Below are 21,797 nucleotides of genomic sequence, written 5' to 3' on the forward strand. Positions count from 1 at the left end.
AGGTCGCGACGAGCGGTCGAGCAAGCCATCCACACCTTCTGCGCGGAAGCGCTTGACCCATTTGGCGACGGTCTTCGGCGTCGTGTTGAAAAGGTCAGCCGCGCCGGCCTGGCTCAACCCACCCTCGACCACGCTTCGCACCATCGCCTCTCGACCTTTGGGCGTCAAAGGCGCATTCTTATGCACGTTCATCTGGTCTCTCCTTGGAACACTGAAGCTTCGCAACCTCAGCTTCCTCGGTTCAGACCAGATGGACAACCTCCTGGCAGACCACAGCTAGTCTAGTGCGGAAGAAACTACAAAGAGCTTCATAGGTAGGCTCCTTTAAGGCGCCAAAACAGGTGCATTTCCCCAGAGAAGTTGACTTGAGGGCGAGCCTAAACATGGATTACACCAACGTTGCGCCAAGGTTGGTCGAAGTGTGACGCTCCCAGGGCAGCCGTCCCCGAGCCCCGAGAGCTTCCGCTCATCGCGCAGAACTGCTACAAACCTAAAAGTGGCGAGATAATGCAATGTACGTTTGTTGCGCCTAGGCCGATTGAGCCCTGTGCCGGTTGCGGTTGCTTATACACGTTGCCCCCGGATGGGTCCGAATGAATGAACAGATTAAACCGCTATTCGTTGCAACAGCGCCCTTCGCTGAGCGGCCCCGCCACGCGGGAAAATCTCGACGATTACTGGCTCGACTGTCCTCACTTTCTGCGACCGCAATTGATAAGATTGAATGGTTTGGCGTCACCATCCAGAAGATCGCAAACACTTTACGCTTTGAGCAATTCTGGAAAGAGAGGATCGCAAGAGATCAACGTGTGACGATCGTACCGACTTTCAATAAATCGACCGGAAAGCACCCCATCTGGAATATCGCGCTAAATTGGGTAAATGCGAATTCTTCTTCAGGAACGCTCCTTGAGTTGGGCACAAACAATGGCGGATCACTGAAGTATTTCGTCGATCACCTCCCACGGACATTTCGTTTAGTTGGTTTTGATTGCTTCGAAGGCTTACCGGAATCCTGGGATGGATTGCCGGCCGGATCGATCAAAGGTTTCGGCGGCCCCGTTGAATTGTGGGCCGATGACCCCCAAAAACGCCGAGAGATCGTGGCTAACCTGGAACGCGGGATTGGGTTTCCGCCACCGCCGCAACCAAACGTCAATATTGAGTCAGGCCTGTTCAGTGAGTCGGTGACTCGCTATCTCTCCAAAAACGGCTGGCCTGACGACTTGCGGCTTATCCATTTCGACGCAGATCTATATATTTCTACGCGACCTATCCTGGATACGATCTGCGGCCCTCTAAAATACCGCTACATTATCTTGTTTGACGAGTTCTACTCGGCGAACCATGAATTCAAGGCATGGCGGGAATTTGTGGATCTTTACAGGTTTTCGGATTGGCGCGTGCTCTCGGCAAGCGAAGATGGCTCTCAGGTATTGATTGAAATGAACGTACACGCCTCTCTCGGCTGAGAGTTAGGCTTGAGCAAAGCCTAAACTTGGTAAACAGCTCAAAGTATCCCACATACGCCCCTTTAACGGTTCATTAAGCAAATTGTTCTGCTATGAATAGAATCGGCATCGAATCAAGGGACTGATCATGCTTGGGAGCGCGGTTCAGAAGTTCGAGACATTCCTCTACAATGATGTAGTAATGTACTACGCGGCTGCCATAGGCATCTGCGCTTTCATAGCGCTATATTATGTTGGCGATTATCTGTTCAGGGATCGGCCTCCCGAGCCGGATTTTTCGTCCGATTCGACGTCTTAACCGAAAGAGGCGCGGCTTAAGTCGCGTCTCAATCTGAATGCTTAGACGAATGGGCATTCGCCTATCCCCCCCGCGAACGGACAGTGGTCGCGCCAGATGGGAGCATGGAAGCCTTTGCTTGCGCTCTTCGTTGACTACTCGGAAAAGGTCTGGCCGCCACGGCGGCCCCTCCAACTAGACGTTATGGTATCTGCGAAACCATTTGACGAACTTCCTGATTCCTTCTTCGGCGCTGGTTGCCGGCCGGAAACCGACGTCTCGCATGAGATCATCGACATCGGCGTATGTCGCCGGGACGTCGCCAGGCTGCATCGGAAGCATTTCCTTCGTTGCAACACGACCCAGTTCCTTCTCAAGCAGGGAAACGACGTACATTAGTTGCTCGGGCCTGTTGTTTCCGACATTATAGATCCTCCAGGGCGCGGCGCTGCGGGAGGGATCCGAAGCGTCCGTCGGAGCCTGCTGCCCGGGAGCGGGTGGCAGATCGATCAGCCGGACGATAGCCTCCACGACGTCGTCGACGTAGGTGAAGTCGCGCGACATCTGCCCGTCATTGAACAGCTTGATGGGCCTGCCCTCCACGATCGCTTTTGCGAAAATGAACATCGCCATATCGGGCCGCCCCCACGGTCCATACACCGTGAAAAACCGCAAGCCCGTGGTCGGCAGGGAGAAGAGATGGCTGTACGCATGAGCCATCAACTCATTTGCTTTCTTGGAAGCCGCGTAAAGGCTGATCGGATGATCGACGTTGTCATGGACCGAGAACGGCAGCTTCTTGTTCGAGCCGTAAACAGACGATGACGAAGCGTAGAGAAGGTGCCGAATTTTCGTATGCCGACAGCCCTCAAGGATGTTCATGAAGCCTTGCAGGTTTGCGTCGACATAAGCATGCGGATTCTCCAAAGAATATCGCACGCCAGCTTGAGCCGCCAAATGTACGACATGGGAAAATCGGGACTCGGAAAAGAATGGAGCAATTGCGTCGCGATTGGCAAGATCCATCCTAACAAAGTGAAAGGACGGAAATTCCTGCAGCACACGAAGGCGCGCTTCCTTCAGCGCGGGATCATAGTAGTCGTTGACGACATCGAGCCCAATCACTTCCCGACCAGCCGATGCAAGCCGATGCGCAACGTGAAAACCTATGAATCCGGCGGCGCCGGTCACCAGTATCTTTTGATCAGTCATTGCGCCCGTTACCTGTTCAGAAGCTAGAGTCGCCAGAGTTCTATTTCAGCCGGCTTGCTCGCCCGGTCTAGGCGGGCCTTGACGTCAAGGACCAGACCCTGCCCCTCTTTTAGGAGCGATTGCAAGAATGGCCAGCCTAGATTGACGAAAGTGTCGTGCGCGACGGCGAGCACGACCGCGTCGGCCGGTTGAAGCTCTTCTAAATCGGAGAGCTCAATTCCATACTCGAGGAGGGCCGCGGCGCGGTCCGCCCAGGGATCACCGACCTGAACCTTGATGCCGAACGATTCCAGTTCGCGGACAATGTCGACGACCTTGGAGTTGCGCAGGTCCGGCACGTTCTCCTTGAACGTCACGCCCAACACCGTGACAATCCCACCGCGAGCCCCCCTCTTCAGGAGACGCCGAATGCACTCTCGCGCAATCCGTGCGCCCATGTCGTCATTGATGCGCCGCCCCGCAAGGATGACTTGAGGATGATACCTCGCCATCTCGGCGCGATAGGTCAGATAATAGGGATCGACCCCAATGCAGTGCCCGCCAACCAGCCCCGGCTGAAACGGGAGAAAATTCCACTTTGTGCGGGCAGCCTCCAGCACATCGCCGGTATCGAGATCAAGCGCATGAAAGATCTGCGAGAGCTCATTCATGAAGGCGATGTTGAGATCTCGTTGCGTGTTCTCGATCACCTTAGCCGCTTCAGCGACCTTGATCGAGGGCGCCTGGTAGATGCCGGCCCTGACGACAGCGCCATAGACATCGGCAACGATCCTGAGCGAATCGGCATCCTGCGCGGACACCACCTTTTGGATCGTCTCGAAGCGATGTTCCTTGTCTCCGGGGTTGATCCGCTCAGGGGAATATCCGACGTGGAAATCAACGCCAGCCTTGAGTCCGGAGGCTCGCTCGAGAACCGGCACGCACTCCTCTTCGGTCGCACCGGGATAGACCGTCGACTCGTAAACGACGATGTCTCCCCTTTTCAAGGCGCTGCCGACGGACATGGATGCGCTCAACAGCGCACGGAGGTCGGGCTTGTTTGCACCGTCAATCGGCGTCGGAACCGTGACGATAAAGAAGTCCGCCGCGTTCAAACCTCCCGGATGGTCCGTGTATTCGATGCGTGCCGCGTGCAGTTCCGACGTCTCGATTTCGCGCGTACGGTCTTGACCTCGACGCAGTTCGGCGATCCGCTCCGCGCTGATGTCGAATCCGATGACCCGATATCCGGCCCGACCAAACGCCACCGCCACTGGAAGGCCGACGTAGCCAAGGCCTATGACGCCAATATTTCGGATAGTTGGCAAACCGGTCCGCTCCCGCCAGAACTGCGCTGCAACGTCTCGTTAGCTAGGAAGCATCTCCGTTGCAATCCCCTATCTTTCGCGACGGGCCTCGCCCAAGCCGCTAGCTCTTGAGGCGGCCTACCTTTAAAGCTAGCTATAGTGTTGCAACCGCGGTTCGGAAGTCAGTTCGCCCCATGCCCAAGAAAGCGCTAATTTTCGGAATATCGGGACAGGACGGCTCGCTATTGGCCGCGCATTTGCTCAAGCTCGGCTATGCGATCCATGGAACGTCCCGCGACAAGGAACTCGGCATCTTCGCGAATCTGCAGCGGCTGGGTATCCGCGACCAAGTGACGCTCCATTCCGTGGATCCTGCCGATTTCGGCAGCGTCCTGCGCGTCATTTCCGAGACGACTCCCGACGAGATCTACAATCTGGCGAGTCAATCTTCCGTCGGCCTCTCATTTGACCAACCGATCCAGACTCTCGAATCTACCATTTTTAGCGCTCACAACATCGTCGATTCCGTCCATCGATTGAAATTGAGCTCTCGCGTCTATAATGCGTGCTCGAGCGAGTGCTTCGGCAATACCGAGTTGCCTGCCGACGAATCCACCCCGTTCGGTCCACGAAGCCCGTACGGCGTTGGAAAGGCCGCGGCATTTTGGACCGTTGCGAACTACAGAGACGCACACGGGCTCTTTGCGTGCTCGGGGCTCCTGTTCAACCACGACTCGCCATTGCGTCCGCAGCGCTTTGTCACGCGAAAGATCGTGTCAGGCGCCGCCGATATTGCCGAGAGGAAGACGGACAACCTGCGAATTGGGAACCTGAATATCTCCCGGGACTTCGGCTGGGCGCCGGAATATGTTGAAGCCATGGCGATGATGCTCCAGGCCGATGCCCCCGAAGATTTCGTGATCGCAACAGGACAAACCAATACGCTCGAGAGCTTCGTTCGCGAGGCATTCAGCTATTTCGGACTCGATTGGCAAAAGCATATCGACTTCGACGAAAGCCTGCTTCGTCCGATCGACCTGAAGTGCAATTCGGCCAACCCCGCCAAAGCGAGACGGATCCTCGGCTGGGAAGCAAAGGTCTTCATGAAGGACGTCGTCAGGCTGCTGGCAGACGGCGAACTCGAGTATCGCCGTGCAGCGGGGGCAAGGCCATAGCGCTTCCCGAGCCTATCACCTATCTAGTGAGATTGCAGAAACGCTCGCGCGGTGCGCCGCAATTCCTCATCGACACTGAAAGGCGGTTGCCAGCCAAGCATCTTGCGGGCCTTCCGATTGTCGACGCAAAGCGAGAGGCAGAGCCGCTGCGCCAGCGCCCGCTGGCCTGCTAATGCGAACGCGCTGCCCAATAGACTAACGGGAACGGGTAGCAGGCGGGCCTTGGTCTCGAGGGCCACCGCCAGCCTTTTCAAAAGTTCTGGTGTCGACAGGTCTTCACCATCGCTGGCCATAAAGACTTCTCCGGCCGCCGCAGGGTGCCGCAAGCAGGCGCAGATCAAATCGACCATATTGCCAACACCGATCAGACTGCGCCGATTTTCGATGCTGCCAAGCGGCAGCGGGACTCCGCGCCGCAACCAACGCATCATCGATAGAAAATTCGCACGCACGCCCGGTCCATAGATCAGGGGCGGACGCAGGACGACGACCTGCATGCCCCTCTCGCGGCCGAGCTCAAGCAAGCCAGTTTCGGCTTCGAGCTTCGACAATCCGTAGGGGTCTTGCGGGTGCGGCGTTGCTGATTCAACGAAAGGCGCGTCGGGAGCTGTGGATTCGCCGCATACTTTGACCGAGCTGAGAAACACGAAGCGGCGAACGCCGGCAGCGGCGGCCTTACGTGCAAGACACAAAGTCCCGTCCACATTGACACGACGATATGCATCCAGTGCATTTGCACTACTTTCGCGCATCACATGCACCCGGGCACCCAGATGCGCGATGGTGTCACATCCAGCGACCGCAGATGTCCAATCGAAAGGGCCTTCGAGATCAACATTCTCGGCAACATCGGTCACGCCCGGCAGGTCGCCGCGATTGCGATGGACGGCAGCGCGGAAGGGAATTCCGTCGGCGGCGAGCCGACGGACCAGATGCCCGCCAACAAACCCTGAAGCGCCGACGACCAGGACTTTCATTGCGTCAGAAGCTCGGAATAGATCGCAAGCGTCTGGGCAACGACGATTTCCTGGGAAAACTCCGCCTGAACGAGTTTTCGGCCTTGCGCTCCCATACGCCTTCGTTGCTCCGGGTCCGCCAGCAGTTGCTCGATGGCCTGGGCGAGCCGGCCGACGTCTCCTGCCGGGACGAGCATACCATTGGCACCATCCGTCACGATCTCCCGGCAGCCCGGCACGTCATAGGTGACGATGGGGCACTCGCCCGCGGCTGCTTCGATCAGGGTCTTGGGAACCCCCTCCCCGTACGTGGTCGGCAGACACACGATCGCCGCCTCACGGATTATCTCGGGGATGTTGTCGCGATGTCCCCACCACTCAACCAGTCCATCTTCGTGGAATCGCCTGAGAACGGCTTGAGGAATGGAGTGCGGGTTTTCGGGGTCGGGCGCGCCCGCAAGGACGAACCTTGCAGCCACGTTCTTCTTCCGCAGCTGAGCTGCGGCCCGCACGAAATCCTCGACCCCCTTCTCCTTGATCATCCGGGACGCCAGGAGCACGGTGGGTGGAGCACTCTCCCGACGCATTTCGGAGAACTGCGCGAGATCGACCCCCGATCCCTTTACGAGGCGTATCTTCTCCGGTGCGACGCCGATGTCATCGGCCAATACCCGCGCGTCATCCCTGTTCTGGACAATTGTCAACGCCTGCCGCTGGTTCAACGCATACCTTAATAGCGGAGCGATCAGGCGGCGAAGGGTCTGCGCATAGACCGCCTTCGACGAGAACACGAAGCCCAATCCCGCCAGGTTATTGACAATTGCGGCCACGCCCACAAGCCGTGCCGCGATCGAACCGTACAGGACAGGCTTCATCGCCACATGATGAACGATGCTCGGGCGATAGCTTCGGTAGAGCGTCACCAGTTCAGCGATGCTCGCCAGTTCGCGGAACGGATTTCGGCCGGAGCGCCGCATGCGCTTCAGGCCGATGGGAATGAATCCTTCGCGTACGATGGCATCGGCCTTCTCGCCAAGTCGCGTTGCCACGAATACCTCGTAGCCGGCGGCCGACGCCGCCCGGGCGATCGGCAGGCGGTGGGAGACAAAGTACCAGTCCTCTGTCACGACGAACAGCAACCGCTTCCGATCGAGAACGGACGCCTCCCTCACACTGGCCTCATGATCACGCGGATTTCGCAAACCATGAAGTCCTCATCGGCAAACGGCCGAAATTGCGGTGCCATCCGATCACGAGCCAGCGGCAGTTCTGGCCATCGCTGCTCGGAGATAACCTCGACGCTGAAGCCGGCCGCCTTCATCATGTCGATCATTTCCCGCGGACGGATGCGATTGGTGTAGAAGCCTGAGGTCCGGAATGCCTGGGTCTCCCAGACTTCATCTCCAAAGCGCAGATTGTTCAGGCCGCCCCCAAGATGATCGCGGAAATCGATGCTGTGAACACCGATCCCGTTGAGGGCCACGACCCTGCGCAATTCCTTCATGAGGGCCGGAAACTCGTCGCGGTAGATGTGCTCGAGCACGACCTGGGACCAGGCGAAATCGATCGACTGGTCAGGGATTGTCTTGAGCGAGCTCGTGCCTTCCGTCAGATAAACGACATCGTACTCCTGCATCGCGTCCGGAAGGGTCGCCGACTTCAGCGGCGCAATGGCCCGCCCGCGCGAGGCAAGCAACTCGAGAAGTGTGCGGCATCCAGCGATGTCGGTTTCAGCGAAAGGCCCTGCATCCGCTAGCCACGCCTTTTCGGCACCGAACGCGCGGGCGACGAAGCCCGACAGGACCGAGTCTCCCGGTCCAAGCTCGAGAGAACGAAACTTTGCAGGAAGTTGTCCGTGCTGCACGGCGGACTGGAAATGGCTCTCGAACGCGGAGATTGCACGGTCCGGAACCATCATCTCGCCATGGCGGAACAGTCCAATGCGTTTCCAGAGGGCGTAAGGGACAGGCAGGCGCGCAAGCCCAAGCTTGATGCCCAGCTTGGCCCACCACGGCACGCAGGAACTCAGACCCATCGCCTTGCCCGCTCAAGCCACAGATCGAACATCAGCACGGTCCAAAGCTGGCCACCGCGGTTCACCCGGCCGATCTGATGTTGCTGCCAGTTATCGCCGATGGCTTGGCGATCGAAAAACTCGTCATTGCCAGAGGACAGCCAATCCAATGCCCAGCCCTTCAGCGGACCACGCAACCAGCTATCGATCGGTATGCCGAAGCCCATCTTCGGGCGCTCGAACAGCTCACGCGGCACATACCGCTCCAGCAAACGCCGAAGAATGTATTTTCCGGAATGATTCCTGAACTTCAAGGAGATGGGAATCTCCCAGGCGAATTCGACCATGCGGTGATCCAGGAGCGGCACGCGCGCCTCGAGCCCAACACGCATGCTTGCCCGATCGACCTTGGTCAGGATGTCGTCCACGAGATATGTCGATGTGTCCCAGGCCATTTGCTCCGCGGTCGCAGGAAGGTCGGGCGCCAGCGCCAGGGGCGCAGGTCTTGCAAGAGCGACGCCGTCCGACGAGACCAACACGGTTTCGGGATTTGCCCATTGCGACACCAACCTGCTCTGCAGTTCGTGCAAGGTTGAGGATGCCAGCACGGACGCGACCTTATGGATCTTCTGCCCCGGCAGCGCGGGCTGCAGATGTGGCGGCAGGACGTAGCTCAGCGCGCGAAAAGCTGCGTCCCAGCTGGCAGGCGAAGCCGAGGACAAACCGGACGCGGCCATGCGGCGCAACGTATGGGGAATCCTGGTCAGACGTTTCCAATAGTCGGAGACGAACAAATAGCGGTTGTAGCCGCCGAACAGTTCGTCGCCACCATCACCGGACAGCGCAACCGTTACCTGCTGTCGCGCGAGTTTCGAGACAAGAAATGTCGGTATCTGCGAGATATCCGCAAAGGGCTCATCATAGATATCGGGGAGCGAGGGAATGACGGCCATCGCATCGGCATCCGAGACGTAAAGCTCGGTGTGGTCGGTCTGAAGATGCTTCGCGACGTCGGCGGCATGCTTGGCTTCGTTGTAGCTTGGATCGTGAAAACCGATCGAGAATGTCTTGGTGGCCGTCCCACCAACGGCCTGCATGATCGCGGTGACCGAACTGGAATCGATGCCGCCGGACAGGAACGCCCCCAGCGGCACGTCGGAGATCATGTGCTCGGCAACGATGCTGCGCAGGCGCTGGTCCAGCTCTTCCAGCACCTCCTCTTCGTTCGACCGCTGCCTCGACATGCCGCGCGCGACGACCTCCGGAATCGACCAATAGGCTATCGGCTCGCTCGCATGACCCTCGCGAAATCTGAGGGTGGTCGCGGCGGGCAACTTGTACACGCCCTCGAAAATGCTGAAGGGCGCCGGAACGTAACCGAGGCGCAAGTATTCGGACAAAGCCGCCAGTGAAACCGGAGGAAGCTCTCCGCACTGCACCACGATCGGGCGCAGCTCCGACGCAAAGATAAGCGTTCCGTTCGCAACGCGATAGTACAGCGGCTTGATGCCGAGCCGATCGCGCGCGAGCACAAGCGTGCGTTCGCGCTCGTCCCAGACGGCGAGCGCAAACATGCCGGCACACCGCGAGATCGTCTCATCGATGCCCCAATGCTCAAAGCCCGCAATGACGACCTCGGTATCCGAGTGACCATTGAATTGATGGCCCTTGGCCTCAAGCTCGCGGCGCAGGTCTCGGTAATTGTAGACTTCGCCGTTGTACGTCAGCGCATAACGGCCGGACGCCGAAACCATCGGCTGCGCTCCGGCGGATGACAGATCGATGATCGAAAGCCTACGATGGCCAAATCCGGCGCCGCCGTCCTCGCTGATCCAGTGGCCGTCGCCATTCGGTCCGCGATGAGCAAGCGCATCGGTCATCCGGCGAAGAACCTGGCGATCGATCCGGCCTGCCTTACTCCCCACAATACCAATGATACCACACATTATTGCGTTTCGGATTTCTGGCGTGGGGTGATCGACGTAAGGATCGACGCGAACTTCGCAGCGATGGCAGACCACGACAACTCGCTCATGGCGTGAACCTTCGCCGCCGCCCCATAACGCAGCCGCAAGGCCTCGTCATCTACGAGCCGGCCGAGCGCGGCAGCAAGCGCGGCAGGCGTCGCGTCTGCGGCGACCAGACCGGTTTGCTCATGCAGGACCTGCTCGGCAAGCCCTCCGACGGGAGTCACGACGGCCGGAATTCCGGCCGCGCCTGACGTCGCGAGCACGGCGGACTGGCTCGCGCCGCGATATGGCGCAACGACGATATCGATTCCCTCGAAGGCCGCACCGACATCCTCTTCGGGTATCCATCGATTATCAACGAAGACGTCCTCAAGCCCGGCGATCTGCGCCCGATACGGCTCGATATCTCCTGGACCGATGATGCGAAGCCCGACATCCTTGCCCTCGCGCTTCATGATTTTGTAGGCGTCAAGAAGGATATCCAGTCCTTTGTACGGCAACAGGCGTCCGAAAAAGAGCAGCTGGATCTTACGTCCGGTTGGCATGGGAGCCGGGCTTCGAGTTTCGGCATAGGGGAAGACCCCCAGCGGGGCGGTCCAGACCCGTTCGGTAGGAAAACTGTTGTTCGTCGTAACCGACTTCTGCGTGTACTCCGTCAGAGCAACGATGCCGTCGCTTGCGGCGATTTCGGTGTCGAGCATCCATTTGCGAATGGCGATGTCGTCCCCGGCGTGCGGCTTTGGATCATGCAAAACGAATACGTAAGCAACGTCTCGGGGTCTGCGCCACAAGACCGGAACATTCCACAAATGGCTCATGGTGCACACCACCACGGAGATGTTATGCTTTTGAATATAGCGCCAAAAACGACGTCGTACGATCGGCACGCGTAGCAATGCAAGAATGGCTGACGAGACATTCGTATAGGTATCAACGTGATAGCCCGGCAATCCGAGCGCGTCGAAATCGGCAACGATCTCCCCTTGCCGCGAAAGCGACAAATGCAGCTCGAGCTCCGGACGCTTTCTAAGCTCTCGCACCAACTCATAAGTATACCTTACGCCGCCGCCGCGTCTCCCCCAATGCCAGATAAGCACCTTGCGAGGCGTTGGTGTCCTGGGCTTGGGTTCCACTGCCTCCAAGAGCGCCGACGATGCTTCGATTGCCATAATATTATACCACCAAAACGCGAGCTGCGAAAAGCAAGTTAGGCAACCCCCAAAGAATGGTTGTGACCCCCGAGCTTTAAGCCATAGACCTAGGTTTGCGGGGTCTCAATATTCGACCCCAGGGCTCGTGTCGATGAAGAGCTTCGAATTGCAATCGACGAACTGGGCCCGGTCCAGCGCGGCTGCAGACGCTCAGTTAGACCGCTTATAGGACCTCATTTTCCACCAGATTCGGCGGATGCCCATCACAAGTTCAATAAGGATAATCGGCACATTATGCTTCCGCAAGACCCGGCCAAATTCATCCATTGTGAGATCTAGATTGGTCGCCGAAACGCCGGACTGCCGCATCACCGTCATTTCGACCTCGATATGGTTTGGCGGGTAGCGGTCAAGAAGACGCAAAATGAGGTCATGATCAGCCGCAATTCGAAAACTCGCGTCATAGAGCCCGGCCAGCCGGTACTGTTCTGCCGAGACCAGCAAGGACGGGTGCGGAAGAAAGGCAGAGAGATACAACGGCCACTTCCGGTACCGATAACTCTGACTGAATCGGCTCCCATCGGCATTCAACCGAATTAGATCGGCATAGTTGAGCGCATTAGGAAGTAACTTGGGGACAATTCGGCCTAACACATCGTTGGAAGCATAAAAGTCATCCGAATTCAACAGATGGATCCAATGCCCACGAGACATCGCGATGCCTTTGTTCATTGCATCGTAGATGCCGCGATCGGGTTCGGATATCCATCGAATGGCGGGACCATATTCTTTGAGAACGTCAATCGTGCCATCCGTCGATCCTCCATCAACAACGATGTGCTCGAAATCCTGAAACGTTTGCTTTCGCACACTCTCCAACGTATCGCGCACAGTGCTAACACTGTTGTAAGTCGCTGTTACAATTGATAAAAACGGCTCGCGTCCGCCCTCGACATGGGCAGCCGCTGGAACTTTCTGGTCGCCGTCTGACATCATTTTCTATCCAATTGGCGTTTGACCGGCCTGCTTTCAGCTGCCGTGATCAACCGGACGTCGTACGTCTTGCTCAGATCAGCTGGGCGGCCACGCTCCGACATCTCTTTGTACGAACGCTTCGCCGGTGAACCTCCTGCTGCTGCAGAGGCCAGGATCAGGACAACGGAGTAATATCCCCACCATTGGGGAACATAGGTGCCGTTTGCGACCGATGCCGCACCGTAGCTTAACAGGCAAAGCCAGATTGTGATTGCGTTTGGGTCAGACCTCGAAAATGATCGCACGAAGAGTCGCAAAGCAAGCCAAATAAAGAACGCGCAGCAAAGCACGCCACCCAGAACGCCGGAGTCAATCAGGAGATTTAGAATTGTCGTGTGCGGCGACGGGAACCCGCTTCGCACATAGCCCCCGACGCCAGCGCCATAACCAAATAGCGTGTTCAGCACGACCAGAAGTTCTGGAGGCAAGACATTCGCAAGCGGAGGCACCCAAAAGGAACTGGCCCTCGCAGAATCGTACAGTGCCGCCGCCACGTTGATCGAATTCTGTCCCAGGAGTGGAAGGGCGTCTATGGCCGATTGGATCAGGCCTGATCGATCACTTACGTCGAAAAATCGCCCCTTGATGCTGAGAGCTGCGGCATTGCTATCTCCAAGCAGCGCACGTATCGCTGCCGGGAAGGATTCGAAGTAAAAGCCTAGATAGAACGCCGCTACTGTGGAAGGTAGTATCAGCAGAGCGTTCCTTCGCGTTGTCGACTTTAGAAAAAAGCTGAGGAGAATACCAATCATGACAATCCGGGCCGTACGGCTTCCGGTGATGACGACAAGCCAAGGTGCCAATTGAAGATAGACCCAGCCAACTTGCGTCCTGATCGGATTGCTTCCGCTGCGCATCCAGAGAAGCACCACCGGCATGACTGCGACGAAAAACATCCCGAGATTGACCGGTCCTGGCATGGTCGACTTGTAGCGGTCATAGAATGCCAGACCAAAGACTGTGTCGTTTCCTTCCTGAAACGGCAAAATGAACAGAAGCGGTAGTGCCAGGACCGCTATCACGCACTGCCCGATCGCTCCCCATGCTAAGCCATCGACCAAGCCATCGACCACCTCCCAACGCCCCTTGCCGCAGGAGCTAACTCCCAGGATCAAAATGGCGAGCATCGAGAAAAAGAGCAGAAAGGACACACCCATCTTCAATTGCCAGATGTTTTGAAACAGCAGGAAATTGACCAGCGTGGAAGCCGCACAGACGACGAGATAGGCAGCGTAAATGCGTGCAAACGCCGGAGCTCGTTCCTTCGGGCGAAACGCAATCCAATACAGCAGCACTGCCACCGCGCTCAGAACTATCAGAAAGTGGGCGCCGTCTCGCACGAAGGGCAGTGTAGGAACTTCAGGTAACACCCCTACAGTGGAACCTAGTCCGAGCAGCCAGAACCGATCTTTCCGAAGCAGGAAGAACGACAACGACGAAATTGCAAAGACCGCAAAGAAAGCCAACCTGATCCAGAGGGGCACTGCATTCTCGAGGATCTCGCCCGAAGTCGACCTCACAACAAAGCTCGAGCGCACAACAGCCCAAGATGCACTGACGAAGAAGAGCCAAATCGTGAGAGCCAGCTTCTCGCCGAGGCTAGCGGACAACGCCGGCCGAAGGAAAGAAAGCGCTGATCGAACTGTAGAAGGCACGAAGTGCCCGGGAGCGTCTTCGCGATCTCGCCCGGTCATGGCCTTACCCGCTAAATTCGACATCGAGAAGTCGCGGCCTGCGCAGCCATTTCAAGTAAACGTAGCAAGACCAAAGCAGAGCGGACAAATCTTCAGTTCCAGCCTGATGGCGGTCGGCGAAATGTCTTATTGCGGCTGGATTCAAGGCACTTTGAACCGCTGAAAGTTCCAAGAGCTCGTCCCGCATTCGCCCATCCTTCATCCACTTGCGAATTGGCAACAAGAAGCCCTGCTTTCGGCGCCCGACGATTTCAGGAGGAAGCAGGTCCCGGAACGCTTCCCGGAGCAGATGCTTACGTCGACCATTGGCGATCAGATAGCTTGCGGGCAGATTTAAGACGAATTCGACAAGCCCAGAATCTAGATACGGAAGGCGGACCTCTAGACTGTGCTGCATACTCGCCAGATCAACCTTCTTGAGCATATCAGCGGGCAGGTTGAATTCGATGTCCGTCACCAAGAGATCGCGCAGAGAACGTATACGACGGCTACGGATTGGCAGCTTGTCACCGGAGCGCTCCGGCACTCCCAGTGCTTCGAGTTGCGCGGAATTCGCATAGGAGCGCCATGCAAGGTACTCTTCCGTGGCGGAGCAGCGAAGGTGCTTGTGAAACAAGGCAGCTCCGCGGAGCAGTGGATTTCCGATTGCAACAGGATTGCTGACCGTGGGAATGCGCGTGAGCACCGCCTTAAGCCAAAATGGCATGCGAGCACTCCACTGCATCGCCGAGTATGTCCCGTAGCCAGCAAAGATTTCGTCTGCGCCGTCGCCTCCGAGAACCACCTTCTCCCGAACGTGCGAGCAGACGAACGCGGTCGGAATCAACGACGCGTCTCCATACGGTTCACCAAGAAGAGCAAGGGTCTGGTCCGTAAAGTGGGCAAGTGCGTCCTCTGTTACGTTAATAATCTGGTGGTCGAGATTCGGATAGCGATCCGCGACCAAACGCGCATAGCCGCTTTCGTCGAATTCAGGATCGTTCGGGAACGCGACTGAATAAGCCGTCACATTATGCGCACCAGTCTGGCTCGCAAGACTCGCTATAACTGACGAATCAAGACCGCCACTCAAGAAAACCGAGACCGGAACATCGGAGGCAAGGATCCGATCTTCAACCGCTTTTGTCAGGCGTTTTCTCAACTGGAGCTTTGCGCTCTCGAAAGATGGAGATGATTTTGACCGCAAGCGCGTCAGGCGGACCGGAAGATCGTAGTAGCGACTTTTCCTGCTCTCCCAACGGTCGACATCGAGTTCGAGCCAGCAGCCGGGCTCGAGCTGATGGGCACCCGCGAACGGCGCCGCCGGCGCAGGAAGATACGAAAAGCGAAAGTACAGCGGCAATGCGGAACTGTCGACCTGCAGACGTTGGGGACCTGCAAGCGCTTCGACCGCGCGAAACTCCGATCCGAAAGCAAAGAGTGAATCATCATGGAAATACTGAAGCGGCTTCTCGCCAAACTTGTCGCGCGCCAGGACTAGCTTCCGCAATTGCGAATCCCAGATGGCGAATGCGAACATTCCCTCGAGGCGCTCCAGGCAGGAGATGCCGTCAAGCGCGAAGGCCTTGAGCAGGACTTCGGTGTCGGAATTAGTCGAGAATGATACGCCCCGCTCCCGAAGTGCGTCTCTCACTTCCCGATAGTTGTAGATCTCCCCATTATAGATTATGGACATCGCACCACTTCGCATCGGCTGATTGGAGCGCGGATCAAGATCGATGATGCTCAACCTGCGGTGTCCGAGAAACACTCCGTCATGAAGTTCGATCCCCTCGGCATCTGGGCCGCGATGGGTCAACCAATGGAGCGCCCCGCGGGCCGCCGCCTCACCTACCCCAGCTCCGTCCCGCCATATCCCGCCGAGCAGACCGCACATCGCATCAACTCTCCAACAGCTCACGATAAAGCGAATGATACCGGTCGCGATTCGCGGCAATTGAATATTTATTTTGAGCGCGCTGCCTTGCCTTCTCTCCCATGATGGAGCGAAGATCCCGATCGCTGATCAACATTGCTAATTTGGCTGCCATCAAGTCGGTGTCCCTCGGAACTACGAAGCCTGTCTCACTGTCCCGATGGCATTCGCTCACGCCGGGGGCATCCACAACGACGCTCGGCAACCCCAATGCCATTGCCTCAAGGACCGAGTTACTCATTCCCTCCATTCGAGACGCATGCACGAAGATGTCACTGTCGACCATACGACAGACGATATCCTTAACGTGACCAATCAGATGTACTTTGCTCGCTACTCCACGTTGCTGAGCGCATTCCATCAGATTGCGGCGCTCCGGCCCTTCACCCGCAATGACAAACTCAAGATTTGGCCAGCGTTGAAGCAGCTGTACGAAAACATCGAGTAGAAATGCGTGCTCCTTGTCCTTAATCAGCCTGGCAGATGAAATAAGTCTCAGTGAATCGTCCGAACGCCGCTCTCCGCATCCCTTGGCAATTTCACGTAACTGCTCCAAATCGATGCCATTCTCGAGAGCCACAACTTTGCGCTTCCCGGCAAGAGGCCTCAGCGACTCTGCGGATGCAATGGATACGCCTGCGATGATTTCATACGGCCAGTACAAGATCTTGAAAATAGGATGCGATCCTGCGCGCGACTTCGTTCCACGATGGATGTAAACGAAACGGACATGACGCAGAAGGCAAGCTGCCAACCAGCAAGCCACAGCAGCCTGCAAGCCGTGAACCACACAGATGCGGTGATCTCTCGAACCTATCATAATCAGCATCCGCAACTGCAATATCGGCGCGAGCAGAGCAAGAAGCGCAAGCTCCGTAGCCAGGCTAGGGAAAGCCGATGCACGAAATCCGAGCACCGTCCTCAGCTTCAATCCATTGATGCGCGCGAAATATTCCGCGCAGCTCGGATTGTCATAGAGCGAATAGAAGGTATTTTCGTAAACCGAGCCGGCTTCGGCAGCGAAGAGCTGCGCGAGCTGCCGTTCGCCGCCGCTCACGCCGTAAGTCCGCAATACGTGCGCTACTGAGGTTGTCATGTGCGTAACGGCATCCTTGTAATAGTTCAGAGATTGGAACGGCCACTCGCCGCATAATCACGAACCGGCGATTTCGGCGGTATCCGATGAAAGATCCACGGTTAGCCTTTTCCAACGTCGGAGAGGTCAGGCCGAGCCCGTGCCGCTAATTCTCGAAAAAGCTCGACATAGCGTTCCCCACTTTTCAGCAAATCAAAATTACGCCGAGCGAAGGCGGCGGCATTCGCGCCCATCTTGCCGTCCCCGACTCGATTGAGAATGTAGGCGATGCCCCGCGCAAGCTCCTCGCTAGCACCTATTGGGGCGAGATATCCATGGCTCTGGTGTTCAACCGCATCCGGAATTCCGCCGGCAGCAAATCCCACCACCGGCGTTCCGCACGCAAGGGCTTCCAGCACGACGTTCGGCAGATTATCCTCAAGTGATGGCGCGACAAGGGCGTCAGCGGCTGAGTAGACGTTCGCCAGGGAGACGTGATCGTCGATTGGCCCTAAATGACGCACCGGAAATCGCGAGATCTGCGCCGATCGGTTCGCCTCATCACTACCAAATGTGACAAGCGTCAATTGAAGATCACTCGTTGCAGCAAGCCTTTCCAGCGCGGCGCGAAGCTGAGCATACCCCTTTCGAGGGTCCGTCGTTGCTCCAAGCGCGCCGAACGCAAGGAGATCCCCTTCGATCGGCAAATTGAGCTGAGCTCGCGCCGTCGATCGGTCACGAGGGTAGAATACGTTAAGGTCCACGCCGGTCGGAATGTGCTCAACGCGCAGCTTTCCGAACAGGTGCGAGCGCCGCGCCAGATCGGCGATCCAGCGGCTCGGCGCAACTACGGTCAGATCTAGGTTGCGAAATCCGACCTCACGCGAGAGGATTCCCGATCGAGAAATATCATTGTCGGACCTGCTGCCAAGTTGCGGGCAGCATCCACATGCCCGCTCGAACCCCACGCAGCTACCTGGATAGTGACACCCACCGCTGAATGGCCATGCATCCGACAGCCTCCAGACCATCGGCTTCCTAATCGCCTGAAGCTGACGCGCTCTTAGGAACCCACCGGCAATCCAATGAAGGCACACCACGTCGGCCCGCGACAACAGCTCCGAATCCAAGCGACCATAGCTGAATCGCATCAGCGAAAACGGTGCACCGCTTCGATCTCGATATCGCCGAAGACCGCTCGCATTGAGATAGGCCACGACATCGCTGACGAAATCCCCGACTCCCAGCAAGTGCGCCGGTACGACGGAGGGATCATCGAGATGCTTACGTCCACAATGGAAGATTGACTCCATTCCAGCACGCAGAAGACTGTTGTGAAGGCGATACGCAGCCTTATTCGCTCCGCCCTCACTGTCAGATTGGGCCAGATGAACGACGCAGAGTCGATCGGGCGCCATGTCAGGCGCGTGCGACTGCGATGAGAGATTGTGCCCTTCGGAGCCGAGTCGCAATCCTCGAAGTAAAATAACGCAAGTAGGAAACGGCGCTCGGCCTGCCGGCTTCAAATGTCCGCGTCTCGGTCTTGACGACTTGGAACCGATGCGCAACCAGAGCGGCGGAGAGGCTGGATGCAGACCAGCTCCTCACGTGCTGCCAACGATGGAAGATCGTGTTCGAAGCCGGACAATACACCATGTTGTCCTCGAGATTCTCCTCGTTCGGCGTTGTGACAAACAAGATGCCGCCCTTCTTTAGAAGGGCATGCACCTGATCGAGGCTCTTGGCAAGCCAGTGATCATCCAAATGCTCAACCACTTCTATCAGAAAGACTGCGTCGAACTTTGTACCTTCCGCCAGGAGTTCATCGATCGTCAAAAATCCCAAGAAATTCTTCCGGCCGCTGAGTGAAACAGCTGATCCCATGGTGTCGCGGCTGATATCGGCTCCTTGCACCACAAATCCAGCATCAAGCAAATGCGGCAGCAGGTGACCCGGACCGCAGCCATAGTCGAGCACAGTTGCCCCATCGGGAAGCTGACGCTTCGCATATGCGACAAGACTCTTGCCCTTCTGATGGCTAAAGTAGTTCTCGCTAAACTGCGAATGAAACGCCCAGAAGCGAGACAGTGTCGTCTCATCCCAGACCAGCATTTTCGGTGGAGGTAGAGAGACCATATCCTGAATACTCACTCGTGGAGTTAATCTTGACCGATCCGAGAAGCCAAATAATCTATCTCTTCGGAGTTCTCGGCCCAGCGCGCGAATTCATCAAGATCGCCATTGCGTCCGATATCTGCATCGCTTGCGACGACCGGCACCAGATTCTGAAACAGGGGGTCAAGGACATTTGGTCCAATCTCCGTTTTGAAGCTTTTATAGACCCAGGGACGCCTGACGAACAGCGCATGAGCGTGGACTCGCGCAAGGTGCACTTTCGCGGGGGTGAGCCGCGGCACGTCTTCAAGCTCGCTGAGTGCGCCCAGATAGCTCTCGCGAGACGAATGTTCTTCGGTGAAGCCGAAGCCTGAATAGCGCCCTGTTCCTGCAGTTATCACCGGTACACCGAAACACGGCAGCTCGTACCCAATACTGCCCCGGACTGTAATCCCGACGCTAGCCATTCGGAATAACGAAAGTGTGCTGTAACGCGTGTCAGCCAAAATCAACTTCACATGGGGCGGTAAGTCGCCAACGCTCTCGCGGATAATACTTAACTCGCCATATTCGCCCGAAACTCCGGAGAGTCTACGCTTCCAAATATTCGCAGGATGCAGCTTTATAATCCAGTTGACCCGCGGATTGGCGGCGGCAGCTTTTACGGTCTGGGCAAACCAGTCGCCATAGTTCTCGAATAGGTCTTTTCCATAGAACAGATTCGCGTCCCAAAGCACATGCGAGAACAGCACCGCTACGGGCTTCTGATCAAGCCCCAGTTCCTGCCGGATTTCGGCATCCGCGACATCAACCGTCCCCGGCTGATTGCGCGCTTGCACTTTCCAGACGCCTCCGTAACGCTTCCTGAACTCGTCATCAAGTTCTGATTCCTGTTGGCCCCCCCAAGGCTCCCTCAGAAGCCACTCAAGAGTCTCGGGCGTAATCGAGTTAGGATGGATACGACGCGTTTCCTTAGTGAGCTTCTTATGCACGAGCGCATCTTCGCGTGAAGGCTGGGTGAAGTGAACTGTCGGAATACCCTTCTTGATCGCGACGTCGACGAACGGCCCCAGCGTATGATAGTTTGGTTCATTGACGAGGATCAGCGAAGGCTCGAGCTCGGCCAGACATCTTTCAGCGGCGTGCACGAATCCAACGGATTGCTTAAGCTTCTCGATTATTGCTTCGCGAATTTCAGGCTTTCGCGGATCCGGCGCTCCATCGAACCCCCCTCGCGATACAGACGATAGCAACTGCGGTCCGATCCATGCGTCTCTGTACCGCCACTCCATGACCGATTGGAAATCCATCGACATGTTGCTGCGCCGCTGGGCCTCGGCGATCGCCGCCGCCCTCGCGTCCTTGACGTTGACCAACTTCTCGAAGGGAAGAAGATCAACGATACCATACGCCTGATAGAGGCGCTTGGCGTGAGTATAGATGCTGGATGTCAGAACCTTGATGCGCCAGCCCCTTCGTCGAAAAGCCAGGGCCTGCATGCATTCCAATTTTGCCGTGTAGGTGTTGTTGGTCATGCTCAAGACCAACACCGTCGGTGCGCCGGGCCGAGGCGCCGGCAGCTCGCGCGCGAAGGCCATTTCGGCAAACGTACGTTCGGCCTCATCTCGGAGTCGCCGATATTCGCTGGCATTCGCCATCCGCTCTCTAAGATCGGCAAGCCCGCCGGCAAACGGACTACGGCGCAGATATCGCACGATTGCGTTCATCGGACGTAGCCAGTCCGTAGCAGATGATCGGCGAGCCTAAGCTCTTCCGGCGTATCGATATCGAGGGACGACAACTCGTCCATTTCGTACCCGACGATAGAATCCCCATAGAGCAGGCCGGCGTCGAGAACTGAACTGCGGACAATCAGCACAGCCGGACCATTTCGGGCGAATAGAAGTTCCTTTTCTTGCCGCGTGGTCCTTCCGATGCCTCCCCCGAAATATGGTGATAGAAACCCATCCTTCTCCCGCATCTGTCCTTCGGGAACGAAGCGATGCGGTACACGCACCACGCTCACCAGCGACTGAGCCTGGTTTTCGCGGAACTTTGCGATACTCTCACGCACGTGGTGCGCACGGCGAAACGGTGATGTCGGCTGCAACAGCACGATCGCCTCGATCGTCTCGCCCGCCCGAGTCAACTCGGCAAGACAATGCTGCATGACCCCCAACATTGAGGCAGCGTCTCCAGCCAGGTCCAGAGGTCTGAGAAATGGCACTTCGAGACCCAGCGCCCGGCCGGTCTCGGCGATGTCCTGGTCATCCGTTGATAGTACCGCGCGATCGACGACGCCAGAATGCAACGCGGCCTCGGCAGTCCAATCCAGCAAAGAACGTCCGCCGCATAGCGCAAGGTTCTTACGGGGAATGCCTTTCGAACCACCTCGCGCAGGTATGAGGGCCACGAGGGTCATTTGGCATCAGCCTCGTCTTGGCCGAGGC

Annotated in this window: 18 protein-coding genes; 2 read left to right on the plus strand and 16 right to left on the minus strand. The window is 57.2% G+C overall.

The features are described from left to right. A partial coding sequence (locus tag UNPF46_RS06835) for a leucine zipper domain-containing protein (protein WP_142249483.1) occupies nt 1-192 on the minus strand: 192 nt, incomplete at its 3' end. A gap of 401 nt (nt 193-593) precedes the next feature. On the opposite strand from UNPF46_RS06835, the gene UNPF46_RS06840 reads away from it, so the two are divergent. Then, nucleotides 594-1,472, plus strand: a complete 879-nt coding sequence (locus UNPF46_RS06840; protein WP_100179998.1) for a hypothetical protein — start codon at nt 594-596, stop codon at nt 1,470-1,472. Nucleotides 1,473-1,944: 472 nt separating this feature from the next. Here the strand turns inward: UNPF46_RS06840 and UNPF46_RS06845 are convergent, their stop codons facing one another. Together UNPF46_RS06845 and UNPF46_RS06850 are read right to left on the minus strand one after the other, a co-directional pair. Further along, on the minus strand, nt 1,945-2,961 hold the full coding sequence (locus UNPF46_RS06845) for an NAD-dependent epimerase (protein WP_100179997.1): 1,017 nt from the start codon (nt 2,959-2,961) through the stop codon (nt 1,945-1,947). Nucleotides 2,962-2,984: 23 nt separating this feature from the next. Further along, nucleotides 2,985-4,259, minus strand: coding sequence for a nucleotide sugar dehydrogenase (locus UNPF46_RS06850; protein ID WP_430649806.1), 1,275 nt, complete (start codon nt 4,257-4,259; stop codon nt 2,985-2,987). 182 nt (nt 4,260-4,441) lie between these two features. On the opposite strand from UNPF46_RS06850, the gene UNPF46_RS06855 reads away from it, so the two are divergent. Then, nucleotides 4,442-5,422, plus strand: a complete 981-nt coding sequence (locus UNPF46_RS06855; protein WP_100179995.1) for a GDP-mannose 4,6-dehydratase — start codon at nt 4,442-4,444, stop codon at nt 5,420-5,422. 23 nt (nt 5,423-5,445) lie between these two features. On the opposite strand, the gene UNPF46_RS06860 is transcribed toward UNPF46_RS06855, so the two are convergent. The 13 genes from UNPF46_RS06860 to UNPF46_RS06920 all read right to left on the minus strand — a co-directional run bounded on the left by UNPF46_RS06860 (nt 5,446) and on the right by UNPF46_RS06920 (nt 21,769). Next, entirely contained in the window at nt 5,446-6,399 is a 954-nt protein-coding gene (locus UNPF46_RS06860) for a UDP-glucose 4-epimerase family protein (protein WP_100179994.1), read from the minus strand. Continuing rightward, nucleotides 6,396-7,517, minus strand: coding sequence for a glycosyltransferase family 4 protein (locus tag UNPF46_RS06865; protein ID WP_210248330.1), 1,122 nt, complete (start codon nt 7,515-7,517; stop codon nt 6,396-6,398). Before UNPF46_RS06865 ends, UNPF46_RS06860 begins: the two co-directional genes overlap by 4 nt. 29 nt (nt 7,518-7,546) lie before the next feature. Beyond that, nucleotides 7,547-8,413, minus strand: a complete 867-nt coding sequence (locus tag UNPF46_RS06870; RefSeq protein ID WP_100179992.1) for a methyltransferase domain-containing protein — start codon at nt 8,411-8,413, stop codon at nt 7,547-7,549. Further along, on the minus strand, nt 8,404-10,338 hold the full coding sequence (asnB, locus tag UNPF46_RS06875) for an asparagine synthase (glutamine-hydrolyzing) (protein ID WP_100179991.1): 1,935 nt from the start codon (nt 10,336-10,338) through the stop codon (nt 8,404-8,406). The genes UNPF46_RS06870 and asnB (UNPF46_RS06875) overlap by 10 nt, the downstream gene beginning before the upstream one ends. Next, nucleotides 10,338-11,531 carry a glycosyltransferase family 4 protein gene (locus UNPF46_RS06880; RefSeq protein WP_100179990.1) on the minus strand — a complete coding sequence of 398 codons (1,194 nt, stop codon included), beginning with the start codon at nt 11,529-11,531 and terminating at the stop codon, nt 10,338-10,340. The genes asnB (UNPF46_RS06875) and UNPF46_RS06880 overlap by 1 nt, the downstream gene beginning before the upstream one ends. Nucleotides 11,532-11,723: 192 nt before the next feature. Continuing rightward, nucleotides 11,724-12,509: a glycosyltransferase family 2 protein gene (locus UNPF46_RS06885; RefSeq protein WP_245448469.1), complete on the minus strand. Its 786-nt coding sequence runs from the start codon at nt 12,507-12,509 to the stop codon at nt 11,724-11,726. Continuing rightward, nucleotides 12,506-14,266: a hypothetical protein gene (locus UNPF46_RS06890; RefSeq protein ID WP_142249484.1), complete on the minus strand. Its 1,761-nt coding sequence runs from the start codon at nt 14,264-14,266 to the stop codon at nt 12,506-12,508. Before UNPF46_RS06890 ends, UNPF46_RS06885 begins: the two co-directional genes overlap by 4 nt. Next, nucleotides 14,247-16,118, minus strand: coding sequence for an asparagine synthase (glutamine-hydrolyzing) (gene asnB, locus UNPF46_RS06895; RefSeq protein ID WP_142249485.1), 1,872 nt, complete (start codon nt 16,116-16,118; stop codon nt 14,247-14,249). Before asnB (UNPF46_RS06895) ends, UNPF46_RS06890 begins: the two co-directional genes overlap by 20 nt. Nucleotides 16,119-16,122: 4 nt before the next feature. Further along, nucleotides 16,123-17,253, minus strand: a complete 1,131-nt coding sequence (locus UNPF46_RS06900) for a glycosyltransferase family 4 protein (protein WP_100179987.1) — start codon at nt 17,251-17,253, stop codon at nt 16,123-16,125. 101 nt (nt 17,254-17,354) lie between these two features. Next, nucleotides 17,355-18,545, minus strand: coding sequence for a glycosyltransferase (locus UNPF46_RS06905; protein ID WP_245448468.1), 1,191 nt, complete (start codon nt 18,543-18,545; stop codon nt 17,355-17,357). Nucleotides 18,546-18,651: 106 nt separating this feature from the next. Then, complete coding sequence (locus UNPF46_RS06910; protein WP_142249486.1) at nt 18,652-19,383, minus strand: class I SAM-dependent methyltransferase; 732 nt, start codon at nt 19,381-19,383, stop codon at nt 18,652-18,654. 8 nt (nt 19,384-19,391) lie between these two features. Beyond that, a complete protein-coding gene (locus UNPF46_RS06915; protein WP_142249487.1) occupies nt 19,392-21,074 on the minus strand; it encodes a hypothetical protein in 1,683 nt (560 codons plus the stop codon). After that, nucleotides 21,071-21,769: an acylneuraminate cytidylyltransferase family protein gene (locus UNPF46_RS06920; protein ID WP_100179983.1), complete on the minus strand. Its 699-nt coding sequence runs from the start codon at nt 21,767-21,769 to the stop codon at nt 21,071-21,073. The genes UNPF46_RS06915 and UNPF46_RS06920 overlap by 4 nt, the downstream gene beginning before the upstream one ends. Nucleotides 21,770-21,797: the final 28 nt, after the last annotated feature.

The sequence above is a fragment of the Bradyrhizobium sp. UNPF46 genome, from assembly GCF_006658625.1.
Classification (GTDB): domain Bacteria; phylum Pseudomonadota; class Alphaproteobacteria; order Rhizobiales; family Xanthobacteraceae; genus Bradyrhizobium; species Bradyrhizobium nitroreducens.

What these genes read in the sequence shown, in the direction of transcription:
- UNPF46_RS06915 (WP_142249487.1), bottom strand. Translation starts at nt 21,074, where the DNA reads ATGAACGCAATCGTGCGATATCTGCGCCGTAGTCCGTTTGCCGGCGGG.
- UNPF46_RS06845 (WP_100179997.1), bottom strand. Translation starts at nt 2,961, where the DNA reads ATGACTGATCAAAAGATACTGGTGACCGGCGCCGCCGGATTCATAGGT.
- UNPF46_RS06855 (WP_100179995.1), top strand. Translation starts at nt 4,442, where the DNA reads ATGCCCAAGAAAGCGCTAATTTTCGGAATATCGGGACAGGACGGCTCG.
- UNPF46_RS06890 (WP_142249484.1), bottom strand. Translation starts at nt 14,266, where the DNA reads ATGTCGAATTTAGCGGGTAAGGCCATGACCGGGCGAGATCGCGAAGAC.
- UNPF46_RS06885 (WP_245448469.1), bottom strand. Translation starts at nt 12,509, where the DNA reads ATGATGTCAGACGGCGACCAGAAAGTTCCAGCGGCTGCCCATGTCGAG.
- UNPF46_RS06840 (WP_100179998.1), top strand. Translation starts at nt 594, where the DNA reads ATGAATGAACAGATTAAACCGCTATTCGTTGCAACAGCGCCCTTCGCT.
- UNPF46_RS06870 (WP_100179992.1), bottom strand. Translation starts at nt 8,413, where the DNA reads ATGGGTCTGAGTTCCTGCGTGCCGTGGTGGGCCAAGCTGGGCATCAAG.
- UNPF46_RS06905 (WP_245448468.1), bottom strand. Translation starts at nt 18,545, where the DNA reads ATGGAGTCAATCTTCCATTGTGGACGTAAGCATCTCGATGATCCCTCC.
- UNPF46_RS06920 (WP_100179983.1), bottom strand. Translation starts at nt 21,769, where the DNA reads ATGACCCTCGTGGCCCTCATACCTGCGCGAGGTGGTTCGAAAGGCATT.
- UNPF46_RS06900 (WP_100179987.1), bottom strand. Translation starts at nt 17,253, where the DNA reads ATGACAACCTCAGTAGCGCACGTATTGCGGACTTACGGCGTGAGCGGC.
- UNPF46_RS06880 (WP_100179990.1), bottom strand. Translation starts at nt 11,531, where the DNA reads ATGGCAATCGAAGCATCGTCGGCGCTCTTGGAGGCAGTGGAACCCAAG.
- UNPF46_RS06860 (WP_100179994.1), bottom strand. Translation starts at nt 6,399, where the DNA reads ATGAAAGTCCTGGTCGTCGGCGCTTCAGGGTTTGTTGGCGGGCATCTG.
- asnB (WP_100179991.1), bottom strand. Translation starts at nt 10,338, where the DNA reads ATGTGTGGTATCATTGGTATTGTGGGGAGTAAGGCAGGCCGGATCGAT.
- asnB (WP_142249485.1), bottom strand. Translation starts at nt 16,118, where the DNA reads ATGTGCGGTCTGCTCGGCGGGATATGGCGGGACGGAGCTGGGGTAGGT.